Here is a 12,955-nt window from a genome sequence, read left to right as displayed (position 1 = left end):
CCACACTGGTTTTGGGTCAGTCACAAGCTGCACGGTGGGGCTCGCTCCCACAGTGGTTTTGGGTCAGTCACAAGCTGCACGGTGGGGCTCGCTCCCACAGTGGTTTTGGGTCAGTCACAAGCTGCACGGTGGGGCTCGCTCCCACGCTGGTTTTGGGTCAGTCACAAGCTGCACGGTGGGGCGCGATTCCTGTGGGAGCGAGCCTGCTCGCGATGAGGCCGGCAAGATCACCCCGGTTCTATCGCCACCACTTCAATGGTCAAATCCCCCACCGGCCGTTTCCAGATCACTTCATCGCCAACTTTCGTCCCCAGCAACGCCCGCCCCAGCGGCGAGCCCCAATTGACCAGTCCGCTGGCCGCATCGGCCTGATCTTCACCCACCAACTGCACTCGCTGCTCGTGGTCATGCTCATCGACAAAGGTCACCCAATGCCCGATCCGCACCTGATCCAATGAGGTTGGCGTAACGACCTGCGCGCTTTGCAAACGCTGATTGAAATACCGCAGATCCCGTTCGATATCCGCGATTCGCTGCTTGTCCGCCAGTTCTCCCCTGGCCACCTGCTGGCTGTGCAGCGCCTGCAGCTCAGCGACCCGGGCCTGTAATTGGGCGAGTCCGGCGGGCGTGACGTAATTGGGTTGCGCGCTGACCTGGCGTTCGACCGGCTGATCGGCCTGGGCAGCGGCGTTGTCCTCATTGACGAAGGCGCGACTCATGATGTTCTCCTCTATTGGAGTTTGGGCCATGGTCGCAGGCTTTTGGTTTCAGCGGATGTCTGTACGCGACTCACTGTGAGCGATAAGCCCGGGCTGCGTCCTGGTCCTTCTGCTGCTGCCAGGCCCGTTCTCGCTCGTCCCAATGGCGTTCGCGGTAAGCGTTACGCTCCTCACTTTCGCGCATGGCCTGGCATTGACGGAAACCGTCGCTCCAGCCTTCGGCATAGGGAGCGTCCTTGAGATACCGTGGCACGTCCTTCCTGAACTGGCCGGTGATCACGCCGGCTGCCTGCCGGCCGCTGCTGCAACCGTCATCAAAGCCGTCGGCGAATGCCGGAGGGTAACCCCGGGCGATCAGGTTTTCGTGGGTGGTTTCGCAGCCACCGAGCAACATCACCACACTCAGCACCACCGCGCGCCTCATTTTTTTTGCATTCCTGCCTGATCCACTCATAAGAGAAGTTTAGAAGTGGATTCGTCAGGCCGATGTGAAAGCGCTGTGATGAATCTGTTCGCTTAGGTGAGTGCGGGGTATGCCCCGGTCAATAGTGATACCACTTCACCTCCAGCATCACTTCGTTCTCCGGTGACGCCAGATGGCTGAACTCGCGCTGGGCACTCAGGCGCAGACCGAGGTTGCGTGACAGTTCCCACTGCTGGTTCAGGCTCACGCTACGGCGCACTTCGCCGTTGATGAAATAGTCGCCTTTGGCCTCCAGGCTCAAGTTGCCCAGCGGGTTTTTCCACAGCACGCCAGTGTTGAAGCCTGCGGCCGGAGCGATGAACTGGGCGAAGTCGTTGTTGTGTTCGACCCGCACCGTGCCCAAGGCGAACCCCAACATGTCGTCACCCAGTGCCCAGGTGCCGCCGGCTCCGCCATTGACGTGGCTGACCAGGGTTTCGTCGTCGTGCTTGCCCGGCACCCGCTCCAGGCCGCCGGTGACTTGCCAGGACAGCGGCTGCAGCAGTTCGTTGCGCGGAGTCAGGGAGCGAATGGTCGCAAGGTCCAGCTGTTGCACCTGCCAGTCATTGCCTTCGTACTGGCGCAGCTTCAGTTGCAGGATCTCGATCTGTGCGCCCAACGGGAAACTCTCGGCGTTGTCGTTGAGGTCGTGATAGGCCATGCGCAGGCCATATTCGCCGAACGCCCGGTCGCCACGAGTGCCGAGGCCAGCCTGCCAGGTGCGCGACTCGTGGCCATCCTCGGGCAGGCCCGGTTGCGGGATGTCGAGTTCCGGCGCGGGGTTCTGGTTGATCGCCCGCAACAGTTCGAAACTGCGCTGGGCGCGCTGTGGGTCGCGTTCCTGGCCGTTGGCGCGGTAGCGCTCCAGGCGATAGGCGGCGTCGATGATCAGCGCCTGGCGAGCGCGAGGCAATGCCTTGAATGCTGAAGTCTGCAGTTGTTTCTGGTCGGCGCTGACTTTCAGCACCCACTGCTGCTCGTCGTCGATGAGTGGTTCGGCGCGGCTGAGCAGTTCCCGCTCACGGGAGGGCCGGTATTCGATGCTTTCCACCAGGCCGGCTTCTTTCACCGCCTTCACGGTGTCGGTGGGAATCGCCGTCAACGGGAACTGTTCGGTGAGCCGCAGGCTGGGACGGGCCACTTGCAGCAGTTCGAGCAGGCGATAGGAGCAGTTTTCGTCGAAGAAAAAATAGTCGAACTCAATCTGCTTGAGTTCCCACACATGCTCGACCATGCGCTCGGTTTCCACCTGGCTCAGATTGAGGCGGTATTCCCACAGGTCGCGGTTTTCCAGGCTGCGGTACTCGGAGAGTTTTTCCTGATAGGGCACCAGGGCGAACAGGCCCGGGTAACCGCCCATCAGGCCTTTCCAGGCATACAGAATGCTGTTGTCCGAGCCTTCGATATAGGCACCGAAGTTGATCGCATAGCTGAGCAGCGCGGTCTTGTCGCTTTGCACATCGGCCTGGTCGATGCGCAGCAGGGTGTGGCCAAACATCGAAGAAGGGCTGTTCAGGTAGGCGGCCGGAAAAATCATCACCGCGCTGTGGGGCGCGACATCCTTGAACCATTGGGTGAATTCGCTGCAGTCAACCGTCGGCAGATCCGTCAGGTTGAGCTGCGCCTTCAGCCAGCGTGTTCGCGCCGGGTACACACATTGGGCGTGTTGCTGACCAGCACTGGCCGGGCCGTACAGCGCTTGCACCGTGGCGGCCAGTTCGTGGTCGGGATGTTCGTTGCCGTCGGGAGCGAGGAAAAACTCTTTGTCGCTGATATAGCTGCGCCAGCCACCGAGCTTGGCGGTTTCGTAGTGGCCCAGGGAAATCCAGAAACGGTCGTTGGCCAGTTGCTGCAAGCGTTGAGGGTCGACATGAGGTGCGGCGGACAACGGGGCGCACACACAGAGCGCCAGCCAGGCAAGGCGTTTGAGCATAGTTGGCTACTTGGACAATCGAAAAATAAAGACCGGAAGGGGCCCCAAAAAGAAAACCCGCTCCCCGAGAGGAGCGAGTGGTGTCGAGCTTAAGCTGGAGTGGCGTACTTGGCCAGGCGTGGGTCGCTTTTCAGCACGGCCAGGGTGTTGGTATGCACGTCTTCTGCGGTCACATCAGCCTTGCTGAAGATCTGCTGGAAGTGCTCGTGAGTGACAGCGGAGAAATGCGCACGGTCTTCCGGTGCCACGCCCAGTACTACGGCGTAGGTGGTGAGCGCTTCGCCTTGGCCCTTGGCCATGTCTTCGGACAGCTCGTTCATCATGCCATTCATGGCCAGCCAGGACTTGCCACCGTAGGTCAGTGCCGCGTTGGTCGAGCAACCGTTGGTGCCGGATGTCATGCCGAAGGTGGCGTTGCCCGAGGTGCCGTTGGTGGTGGATGCCAGGAAGTGAGCTGGGGTGCCACGCTGACCTTCGAACAGCATGTTGCCCCAGCCGCAATCCGGACCGCCTGGCGCCTGAGCCATGGCGTTGAGGGATACAGCGGTGAAGAGAGTACCGAGAAGAATCCGTTTCATAGCTATGTTCTCTTTTATGTGCATACCAATGGACAGGGTCTGACCCTACAGGCCAGTGGGCCGGTTATTGTTCCAGCCGCGCAATTTGGAGTTTAGGCACGATCCTGGGGTTCCGTGACATTTTGCAAAAAGTAACAGCAGTGTCATGAATTTACGGGCTCGGGCTCAGGGGATGCCCCTGGACTATGCTTTGGCCTGAGGCGCTTCTTGCCAGTCAGGTGCAGGCAGCGCCAGAATGCCGCTATCTGCCCCGCCTGATGTAAGGAAGCCCGATGCCTGATCCTGTTGCTGCCAGCTTGCGTCTAGCGCCCGAAGCGCTGACCCGCCCGTTTTCCGCTGAACAGTTCAGCTTCTCTACCACCAATGATCTGGAACCCTTCCGCGGTGTGCTTGGCCAGGAGCGTGCGGTCGAAGCATTGCAGTTCGGCGTGGCCATGCCGCGCCCCGGTTACAACGTATTTGTCATGGGAGAGCCCGGCACTGGCCGGTTTTCGTTCGTAAAGCGTTATCTCAAGGCCGAAGGCAAGCGTATGCAGACCCCGGCGGACTGGGTCTACGTCAATAATTTCGATGAGCCCCGCGAACCCCGCGCCCTGGAGCTGCCATCGGGTACGGCGGGGGCTTTCATCGCCGACATCAACGGCCTGATCGACAACCTCCTGGCGACTTTCCCGGCAGTGTTCGAGCATCCGTCCTATCAACAGAAGAAAAGCGCCATCGACCGTGCTTTCAACCAGCGCTACGACCGCGCCCTGGATGTCATCGAGCGCCTGGCGCTGGAGAAGGATGTCGCCCTGTACCGTGACAGCAGCAACATCGCCTTCACGCCGATGAGCGAGGGCAAGGCCCTGGACGAAGCGGAATTCGCCCAGTTGCCGGAGTCCGAGCGCGAGCGTTTTCATGACGACATCTCGGGCCTGGAAGAACGCCTGAACGAAGAGCTCGCCAGCCTGCCGCAGTGGAAGCGCGAGTCCAGCAACCAGTTGCGTCAACTTAACGAAGAAACCATCACCCTGGCCCTGCAACCGTTGCTGGCGCCGCTGTCGGAAAAGTACGCAGAGAACGCCGCGGTCTGCGGCTACTTGCAAGCCATGCAGGTCTACTTGCTCAAAACGGTGGTCGAGCAGTTGGTGGACGACAGCAAGACCGACGCCATTGCCCGCAAGCTCCTGGAGGAGCAATACGCCCCGAGCCTGATGGTAGGGCACCCAACCAGCGGTGGCGCGCCGGTGGTGTTTGAACCGCACCCGACCTACGACAACCTGTTTGGGCGCATTGAATACAGCACTGACCAGGGCGCGCTCTACACCACCTATCGACAACTGCGCCCGGGGGCGTTGCACCGGGCCAACGGTGGTTTCCTGATCCTTGAAGCAGAAAAAATGCTTGGCGAGCCGTTCGTGTGGGATGCACTAAAACGTGCCCTGCAATCGCGCAAACTGAAAATGGAGTCGCCACTGGGCGAGCTGGGGCGTCTGGCCACGGTCACCCTGACCCCGCAGCACATTCCACTGCAAGTCAAAGTGGTGATCATCGGCGCCCGCCAGCTCTACTACGCCTTGCAGGACCTGGATTCGGACTTCCAGGAAATGTTTCGCGTGCTGGTGGATTTCGACGAAGACATTCCGATGGGGGATGAAAGCCTGGAGCAGTTCGCCCAGTTGCTCAAGACCCGTACTTCGGAGGAGGGCATGGCCCCGTTGACCGCCGATGCGGTGGCGCGCCTGGCGACCTACAGTGCGCGCCTGGCCGAACATCAGGGGCGTTTGTCGGCGCGGATTGGCGATCTGTTCCAGCTGGTCAGCGAGGCGGATTTCATTCGTCAGTTGGCCGGTGACGAGATGACTGATGCCGGTCACATCGAACGCGCCCTCAAGGCCAAGGCCACCCGCACCGGGCGCGTCTCGGCGCGGATCCTCGACGACATGCTGGCGGGAATCATCCTGATCGACACCGACGGCGCGGCCGTAGGCAAGTGCAACGGCTTGACGGTGCTGGAGGTGGGGGATTCGGCGTTCGGCGTGCCGGCGCGGATTTCCGCCACGGTCTACCCCGGCGGCAGCGGCATCGTCGACATCGAGCGAGAGGTCAACCTCGGCCAGCCGATCCACTCCAAGGGCGTGATGATCCTCACCGGTTACCTAGGCAGCCGGTACGCTCAGGAGTTTCCTCTGGCGATCTCGGCCAGCATCGCCCTGGAGCAATCCTACGGCTACGTGGACGGCGACAGCGCGTCCCTGGGGGAAGCGTGTACGCTGATTTCTGCCTTGTCGAAGACGCCGCTCAAGCAGTGTTTCGCTATCACCGGCTCGATCAACCAGTTCGGTGAAGTGCAGGCGGTGGGCGGGGTCAACGAGAAGATCGAAGGCTTCTTCCGCCTCTGCGAAGCCCGTGGGCTGACCGGCGAGCAGGGTGCGATCATCCCCCAGGCCAACGTCGCCACCCTGATGCTCGACGAGAAGGTGCTCGCCGCCGTGCGCGCCGGGCAGTTCCACGTTTATGCGGTGCGCCAGGCCGACGAAGCCCTGAGCCTGCTGGTGGGTGAGCCTGCCGGCGAGCCGGATGAAAACGGTGAGTTCCCCGAAGGGAGCGTCAATGCCCGGGTGGTGGAACGGCTGCGGGTGATCGCGGAGATGATCAGCGAAGACGACATCAAGGAAGCGGAAAAGGAACTGGCGCAACAGGCGCTGGCGGAGGCCAAGCCGGCTTGATGCGTTCCAGGTCGGAGTAAGTCAATGTGGGAGCGAGCTTTGTGGGAGCAAAGCTTGCTCGCGATAGCGGTTTTACAGCCAACAGAGGTGTTGTCTGTGACGACGTCATCGCGAGCGAGCTTTGCTCCCACAGGCTCGCTCCCACAATTGTTTGTGGTGATGGCTAAAAAGTGCCACCACTTTGGCGTCAATATTCACACTATGACCATTCGGCGCATTCTGGTCTCGGCGGGACTTGCGGCCGGAACTTTTCTTCTATCCTCAGTTCAAGGATAACGAGAGCCATCATCGGATCGAAACAGCCTTGTCCTGAGGCTGAATACCGGATCTATCGAGGGGCGCCGCCATGTCGCGCAACCTTTGCCTCACTCGTCAATGCCTGGGCCTTGTGACCCGTATCGAATGCGCCATCCGTCCGCTGGCGGGAGATACCGGTATGTGGACCTTGCTCTTCGCCGCCGGAATGGCTGGCGAACAACCTTCGGCCATCAAGGCCCAAGGCCCTTTTCCCGGCCCGAATGCCGCTGAGTCCATTCTCGACACCATTGTGCAAAGCCTGACAACGCATGGTTATGAGCTGGCCGACGACCCGCAGATCTGGTGCCTGCACATGCAGGCCCAATTGCGGGAAATCAATGGAGGCCGTTGTCGCAGCGTTGACGGCTTCGAGTTTCGCCCGTTGCATTGAAAGCCGTCATCGTGCGGGCGCTGGCAGTACGGTTTAGCTCCAAGGGCTGAAGTCGCGGATGGGCCTGGCGTTTATGACCCAGGTCGTGACTGATATACTCGCCGCGATTTTTCAGCCCTGGTGTGAGACTCAATGGAACGCTTTATCGAAAATGCAATGTACGCCTCCCGTTGGCTGCTGGCGCCGATCTATTTCGGGCTGTCCCTCGGCTTGCTGGCCCTGGCCCTGAAGTTCTTCCAGGAAGTCTTTCACATCATTCCCAATGTGTTTGCCATGGCCGAATCCGAGCTGATTCTGGTGCTGCTGTCGCTGATCGACATGGCGCTGGTGGGCGGCCTGTTGGTGATGGTGATGATTTCCGGCTACGAGAACTTCGTCTCGCAACTGGACATCGATTCCGACAAGGAAAAGCTCAACTGGCTCGGGACCATGGATTCGTCCTCGCTGAAAATGAAGGTCGCGGCCTCGATCGTTGCCATTTCCTCGATTCACCTGCTGCGCATCTTCATGGATGCCAAGAACGTCGATCCCGAGCACCTGATGTGGTACGTGATCATCCACATGACCTTCGTGGTTTCGGCGTTTGCCATGGGTTACCTGGATAAACTGACCAAGCACTGAGGTCCGTTCATCGCTGCGGCGCACCGCCCGTCTGCTGCAAAGCAGGCGGGCGTTGTCGTTTCTGGTGGCGGCGCTTTGATCAGGGGGCTCGTCACCCGCTGCGGCATCTGTGCTAGTCTGCTCGCCCTTTTGGTTCCGGGCGCTCCGGGAGGCGCTGTGTCAAGCACGGCAAATTCCCGAGCCGTCCGCACAGCGGAGCAGCATCATGTCCGAAGTTAACCTGTCCACCGACGAAACCCGCGTCAGCTACGGCATTGGCCGTCAGTTGGGCGACCAACTGCGCGACAACCCGCCACCGGGCGTGAGCCTGGACGCAATCCTGGCTGGCCTGACCGACGCTTTCGCCGGCAAGCCGAGCCGTGTGGGCCAGGACGAGATGTCCGCCAGCTTCAAAGTCATTCGCGAAATCATGCAGGCCGAAGCTGCCGCCAAGGCAGAAGCCGCCGCTGGCGAAGGTCGTGCATTCCTGGCTGAAAATGCCAAGCGCGAAGGCATCACCACCCTGGCCTCGGGCCTGCAATTTGAAGTGCTGACTCAGGGCGAAGGCGCCAAGCCGAGCCGTGAAGACCAGGTGCGTACCCATTACCATGGCACCCTGATCGATGGCACTGTGTTCGACAGCTCCTACGATCGTGGCCAGCCTGCCGAATTCCCGGTGGGTGGCGTGATCCCAGGCTGGACCGAAGCCCTGCAATTGATGAACGCCGGCAGCAAATGGCGTTTGTACGTGCCAAGCGAACTGGCCTACGGCGCTCAAGGCGTTGGCAGCATTCCGCCGCACAGCGTACTGGTGTTTGACGTCGAGCTGTTGGACGTTCTGTAAGGCATCAACGCTTAAGCAGGCTTTTGTGGGAGCGAGCCTGCTCGCGATGACGGTCGGTCAGTCAATATTGATGTTGAGTGTCACACCGCTATCGCGAGCAGGCTCGCTCCCACAGGGTTTGCGCGCTTCATCCATGAAACCTGCCATTGAAATCCGCCGTAGGGCGCAACGCCCGGGCGTAACAGAACAGAAATAGATTGCGCACCAGTTCCTTGAGCACCAGCGGTTCGCTGGAATTGAGGCTGTTGAGGTCCAGATCCCCCTGGTCCTGCAATTCGTTCAGGGCTTCTTCTTCAAGCACCGCACAGACTTCCCCGGTTTCCCGATGCAGGATTCTCAGGTAAGGGTGTGGGCGGTCCAACCAGGCATCGATCAAATAAGTCATGGTTCTCATCTCCTTGATGGGCGTTATGAGAATAATTCTTATTCGCTAAATAGCAAGGCTCTATTGGTTTTCGAATTGTTTTTCTGACGGTGGGTTGCGGCAGCTCAATCGGCTCGCGCTTGGCTCGGAGGCGCAAATGGGGGGTGGAGCGGGGAGGGTGAAGCACCATCCCACGCGGGGCGTGGGATGGAATACACACGGCTCAGACTTTTCTGACGAACTCGGATTTGAGTTTCATTGGGCCGATGCCGTCGATCTTGCAGTCGATGTCGTGATCACCATCGCACAAACGGATGTTCTTGACCTTGGTGCCCACCTTGACCACCAGCGACGTGCCTTTGACCTTCAGGTCCTTGATCACAGTGATGGTGTCGCCGTCCTGCAGGACATTGCCGACCGAATCCTTCTTCACCGTCTCATCGGACGCCGTTTCAGCTTCACCGCTGGCAGACCATTCGTGGGCACACTCCGGGCAGACCAGTTGAGTACCGTCTTCGTAGGTGTATTCGGAATTGCATTTCGGGCAGGGAGGCAACGTGCTCACTAAGGTTCCTTGGGTATCAGGAGGGTAAAAGGGCGCACATTATATAGGGTTTTAGGCCGCGAAGGGCAGGGCAGTGAAATACCCTTGTGGGAGCGAGCTTGCTCGCGATAGCGGTCTGCCAATCAGCATCAAGCTTACTGACCCAACGCTATCGCAAGCAAGCTCGCTCCCACAGGGGCTTCATGCCATCAATGGGTGCGAGCCACCGCAAACTCGCTCAGTTCCACCAGCGCATCGCGGTATTCGCTGGCCGGCAGGGCGTCGAGGCATTTGATCGCGCGGGCGACGTAGTCACGGGCCAGGTTCGCGGTGTAGTCCAGCGAGCCGGAGGCTTCAACCGCTTCCCGGATGCTCTCCAGGTCTTCGATCCCGCCTTTCTGGATCGCCTGGCGTACCAGTGCTGCCTGCTCAGGGGTGCCTTCGCGCATGGTGTAGATCAGCGGCAGGGTCGGCTTGCCTTCGGCCAGGTCGTCCCCGACGTTCTTGCCCAAAGTCTCGGCGTCGCCCTTGTAGTCCAGCAGGTCGTCCACCAACTGGAAGGCCACGCCCAGGTGATCGCCAAAGGTGCGCAACGCTTCGCTTTGCTCGGCGCTGGCGCCGGCCAGGGCTGCGGCGCTGTGGGTCGAGGCTTCGAAGAGCATCGCCGTCTTGCCGCGGATGACTTCCATATAGGTTTCTTCCGTGGTGCTGGCGTCGCGCACCTTGGACAGCTGCAGCACTTCGCCTTCGGCGATGATGCGCGTGGCCTGGGACAGGATCTTCATCACCGGCATCGAGCCCAGCTCGACCATCATTTCGAACGAGCGCGAATACAAGAAGTCGCCCACCAGCACGCTTGGGGCGTTGCCCCACATGGCGTTGGCGGTCGAGCGGCCGCGGCGCATGCCGGACATGTCGACCACGTCGTCATGCAGCAGGGTCGCGGTGTGCAGGAATTCGATGGTGGCGGCCAGCAGGCGCATGTCGTCGCCTTCGCGGCCCAAGGCCTTGCCACACAACAGCACCAACAAAGGACGCAGGCGTTTGCCCCCGGCCGAAGTAATGTAATCGCCGATTTTCGATACCAGCGGCACTCGGGAAGTCAGCTGCTTCTTGATGATGCCGTCGACGGCGCTAAAATCGTCCGCCACCGCGCGGTAGAAAGCTTGGGGTTGCATCAGCGACAGGTGCTCCAGAAGGGTTGCGCGGCATGCTAGGACCCACGCCTGGGCCTGTCAAGGCGCGATGGACGGCCTCTTGCAAGGCGCTTGCGGCTTGCGTACAATCGCGCACCCTGAACTTCCTGGGCAGCACCTGCCTTACGCAATTGCATCCGGGCCTTCCAGCCCATGCAGCCATGCCAGCCAATACCTCTTCTTATAAAGCGCTGGGTGAGCAGGATTATCGGAGAAATACCATGTCGTACGCAGTAATTGTTACTGGTGGCAAGCAATACAAGGTCGCCCCAGGTGAATACCTGAAGATCGAAAAACTGGAAATCGCTACTGGCGAATCCGTGACTTTTGATCGCGTTCTGTTGGTCGCCAATGGCGATGACGTGAATATCGGCGCTCCAGTCGTTGCTGGCGCTACCGTTGTGGCTGAAGTGATCTCCCAAGGTCGTCACGATAAAGTCCGCATCATCAAGTTCCGTCGCCGTAAGCACCACATGAAGCGTATGGGCCACCGCCAGTGGTACACCGAGATCAAAATCACCGGTATTCAGGCTTAATTTCAGCCTAATTCCTCACTAGGAGAATTGAACTCATGGCACACAAAAAAGCTGGTGGTAGTACCCGTAACGGTCGCGACTCAGAAGCCAAACGCCTTGGCGTCAAGATGTATGGCGGCCAGGCTATCAAAGCGGGCAACATCATCGTGCGTCAGCGCGGCACCCAATTCCACGCTGGCTACGGCGTAGGCATGGGTAAGGATCACACCCTCTTCGCTAAAGTCGAAGGCGTGATCAAGTTCGAAGTAAAAGGCGCCTTCGGTCGTCGTTACGTAAGCGTTATCGCAGCTTAATTGCGAGACCGCTGGAAAAGCCCTGTCTTGCGACGGGGCTTTTTCGTTTGTGGGGTGAGTCTCTTGCAAAACTGTTTGTATGGGCTGTCGGCGCTGCGGTTGGGGCGTGTCATCAGGTCGCTGCGCTCATTTTTGCAAGAGTCTTATGTCTTGTTTTTTTGGCTCGTCCGTATGGCGAGAGGCGTGTGTCATGAAGTTTGTTGATGAAGTATCGATTCGAGTAAAGGCCGGCGACGGCGGCAATGGTTGCATGAGTTTCCGTCGAGAAAAATTCATTGAGAACGGTGGTCCGAACGGTGGTGACGGCGGCGATGGCGGCTCGATCTACATGCTCGCCGACGAAAACCTCAACACCCTGGTGGACTACCGTTACACCCGTCACTTCGATGCTGAGCGTGGCTCCAATGGCGGCAGCACCGACTGCACCGGCAAAAAGGGCGAAGACCTGATCCTGCGCGTGCCGGTCGGCACCACGGTGATCGACTCCGCCACCCAGGAAGTCATTGGCGACCTGACCAAGGCTGGCCAGCGTCTGCTGGTGGCCCATGGTGGCTGGCACGGTCTGGGTAACACCCGTTTCAAGTCCAGTACCAACCGTGCGCCGCGCCAGACCACGCCAGGCAAGCCAGGCGAGCAGCGTGACCTGAAGCTGGAAATGAAAGTGCTGGCCGACGTGGGCCTGCTGGGTCTGCCGAACGCCGGCAAGAGCACCTTCATTCGCTCGGTATCGGCAGCCAAGCCGAAAGTCGCCGATTACCCGTTCACCACCCTGGTGCCGAACCTGGGCGTGGTCAGTGTCGACCGCTGGAAGAGCTTTGTGGTTGCGGACATTCCGGGGCTGATCGAAGGTGCGTCCGATGGCGCCGGCCTGGGGATTCGCTTCCTCAAGCACTTGTCCCGTACCCGGCTGTTGCTGCACCTCGTGGACATGGCGCCGCTGGATGAAACCAGTGCTGCTGATGCGGCCGAAGTCATTGTCAGCGAGCTGACCAAGTTCAGCCCGGCCCTGGCAGAGCGTGATCGCTGGTTGGTGCTGAACAAGTGCGACCAGATCCTCGAAGAAGAGCACGAGGAGCGGGTCAAGGAAATCGTCGATCGCCTGGAGTGGGAAGGTCCGGTCTACGTGATCTCGGCCATTGCCAAAGAAGGCACCGAGCGCCTGTGCCACGACATCATGCGTTACATGGAAGATCGTGCCGATCGCCTGGCCAATGACCCTGCCTACAAGGAAGAACTGGCCGAGCTCGATCAGCGTATCGAAGACGAGGCGCGTGCTCAGTTGCAGGCGCTGGATGATCAGCGTGCCCTGCGTCGCAGCGGCGTGAAGTCGGTCCATGACATCGGTGACGACGATTGGGACGAAGAGGATGTGGATGACGAAGACGGTCCGGAAATCATCTACGTTCGCGACTGATCGTGTGCTGATGTCACTCAGTTGAAGCCAGGACCTGTGGGAGCGAGCTTGCTCGCGATAGCGGTGTGACAG

The 12,955-nt window shown here is 60.0% G+C and carries 14 protein-coding genes; 7 read left to right on the top strand and 7 right to left on the bottom strand.

Annotated features, from left to right (window positions below):
• Positions 1-227: 227 nt before the first annotated feature.
• The 4 genes from HQ912_RS24655 to HQ912_RS24640 form a co-directional block, all read right to left on the bottom strand.
• Entirely contained in the window at positions 228-719 is a 492-nt protein-coding gene (locus tag HQ912_RS24655) for a GreA/GreB family elongation factor (protein ID WP_047230153.1), read from the bottom strand.
• Between the two features lie 70 nt (positions 720-789).
• On the bottom strand, positions 790-1,143 hold the full coding sequence (locus tag HQ912_RS24650) for a hypothetical protein (RefSeq protein ID WP_047230154.1): 354 nt from the start codon (positions 1,141-1,143) through the stop codon (positions 790-792).
• A 118-nt stretch (positions 1,144-1,261) separates the two neighbouring features.
• Positions 1,262-3,115 (bottom strand): DUF4105 domain-containing protein, encoded by a 1,854-nt coding sequence (locus tag HQ912_RS24645; RefSeq protein ID WP_173407397.1) that lies wholly within the window; start codon positions 3,113-3,115, stop codon positions 1,262-1,264.
• 89 nt (positions 3,116-3,204) lie between these two features.
• Positions 3,205-3,693, bottom strand: a complete 489-nt coding sequence (locus HQ912_RS24640; RefSeq protein WP_047230156.1) for a DUF3015 domain-containing protein — start codon at positions 3,691-3,693, stop codon at positions 3,205-3,207.
• Between the two features lie 272 nt (positions 3,694-3,965).
• Here HQ912_RS24640 and HQ912_RS24635 point away from each other — a divergent pair, with 272 nt between their 5' ends.
• The 4 genes from HQ912_RS24635 to HQ912_RS24620 all read left to right on the top strand — a co-directional run bounded on the left by HQ912_RS24635 (position 3,966) and on the right by HQ912_RS24620 (position 8,536).
• Positions 3,966-6,404, top strand: coding sequence for a Lon protease family protein (locus HQ912_RS24635; RefSeq protein WP_047230157.1), 2,439 nt, complete (start codon positions 3,966-3,968; stop codon positions 6,402-6,404).
• 346 nt (positions 6,405-6,750) lie between these two features.
• Positions 6,751-7,092 carry a hypothetical protein gene (locus tag HQ912_RS24630; protein ID WP_047230158.1) on the top strand — a complete coding sequence of 114 codons (342 nt, stop codon included), beginning with the start codon at positions 6,751-6,753 and terminating at the stop codon, positions 7,090-7,092.
• 132 nt (positions 7,093-7,224) lie between these two features.
• The gene (locus tag HQ912_RS24625) at positions 7,225-7,713 is read left to right on the top strand and encodes a TIGR00645 family protein (RefSeq protein WP_047230159.1); all 489 of its coding nucleotides are present in this window, start codon (positions 7,225-7,227) and stop codon (positions 7,711-7,713) included.
• A gap of 205 nt (positions 7,714-7,918) precedes the next feature.
• Positions 7,919-8,536 (top strand): FKBP-type peptidyl-prolyl cis-trans isomerase, encoded by a 618-nt coding sequence (locus HQ912_RS24620; RefSeq protein ID WP_025215564.1) that lies wholly within the window; start codon positions 7,919-7,921, stop codon positions 8,534-8,536.
• Between the two features lie 127 nt (positions 8,537-8,663).
• Here HQ912_RS24620 and HQ912_RS24615 read toward each other — a convergent pair whose 3' ends face one another.
• The 3 genes from HQ912_RS24615 to HQ912_RS24605 form a co-directional block, all read right to left on the bottom strand.
• A complete protein-coding gene (locus HQ912_RS24615) occupies positions 8,664-8,921 on the bottom strand; it encodes a hypothetical protein (RefSeq protein WP_047230160.1) in 258 nt (85 codons plus the stop codon).
• Positions 8,922-9,123: 202 nt separating this feature from the next.
• A complete protein-coding gene (locus tag HQ912_RS24610; RefSeq protein WP_076386396.1) occupies positions 9,124-9,465 on the bottom strand; it encodes a zinc ribbon domain-containing protein YjdM in 342 nt (113 codons plus the stop codon).
• Positions 9,466-9,653: 188 nt separating this feature from the next.
• Complete coding sequence (locus tag HQ912_RS24605) at positions 9,654-10,622, bottom strand: polyprenyl synthetase family protein (protein ID WP_047230162.1); 969 nt, start codon at positions 10,620-10,622, stop codon at positions 9,654-9,656.
• A 239-nt stretch (positions 10,623-10,861) separates the two neighbouring features.
• Between HQ912_RS24605 and rplU the strand changes: the two genes are divergently transcribed.
• From rplU to cgtA, 3 genes are all read left to right on the top strand, one after another.
• Positions 10,862-11,176, top strand: coding sequence for a 50S ribosomal protein L21 (gene rplU / locus HQ912_RS24600; RefSeq protein ID WP_003176051.1), 315 nt, complete (start codon positions 10,862-10,864; stop codon positions 11,174-11,176).
• A 35-nt stretch (positions 11,177-11,211) separates the two neighbouring features.
• Positions 11,212-11,469: a 50S ribosomal protein L27 gene (rpmA, locus tag HQ912_RS24595; protein WP_003205738.1), complete on the top strand. Its 258-nt coding sequence runs from the start codon at positions 11,212-11,214 to the stop codon at positions 11,467-11,469.
• A 190-nt stretch (positions 11,470-11,659) separates the two neighbouring features.
• A complete protein-coding gene (cgtA, locus tag HQ912_RS24590) occupies positions 11,660-12,883 on the top strand; it encodes an Obg family GTPase CgtA (RefSeq protein ID WP_047230163.1) in 1,224 nt (407 codons plus the stop codon).
• Positions 12,884-12,955 lie beyond the last annotated feature (72 nt).

It is taken from the genome of Pseudomonas sp. MPDS (genome assembly GCF_013283895.1).
Taxonomy (GTDB): domain Bacteria; phylum Pseudomonadota; class Gammaproteobacteria; order Pseudomonadales; family Pseudomonadaceae; genus Aquipseudomonas; species Aquipseudomonas rhizophila.
This window is presented reverse-complemented; position numbering and strand designations above follow the sequence as displayed.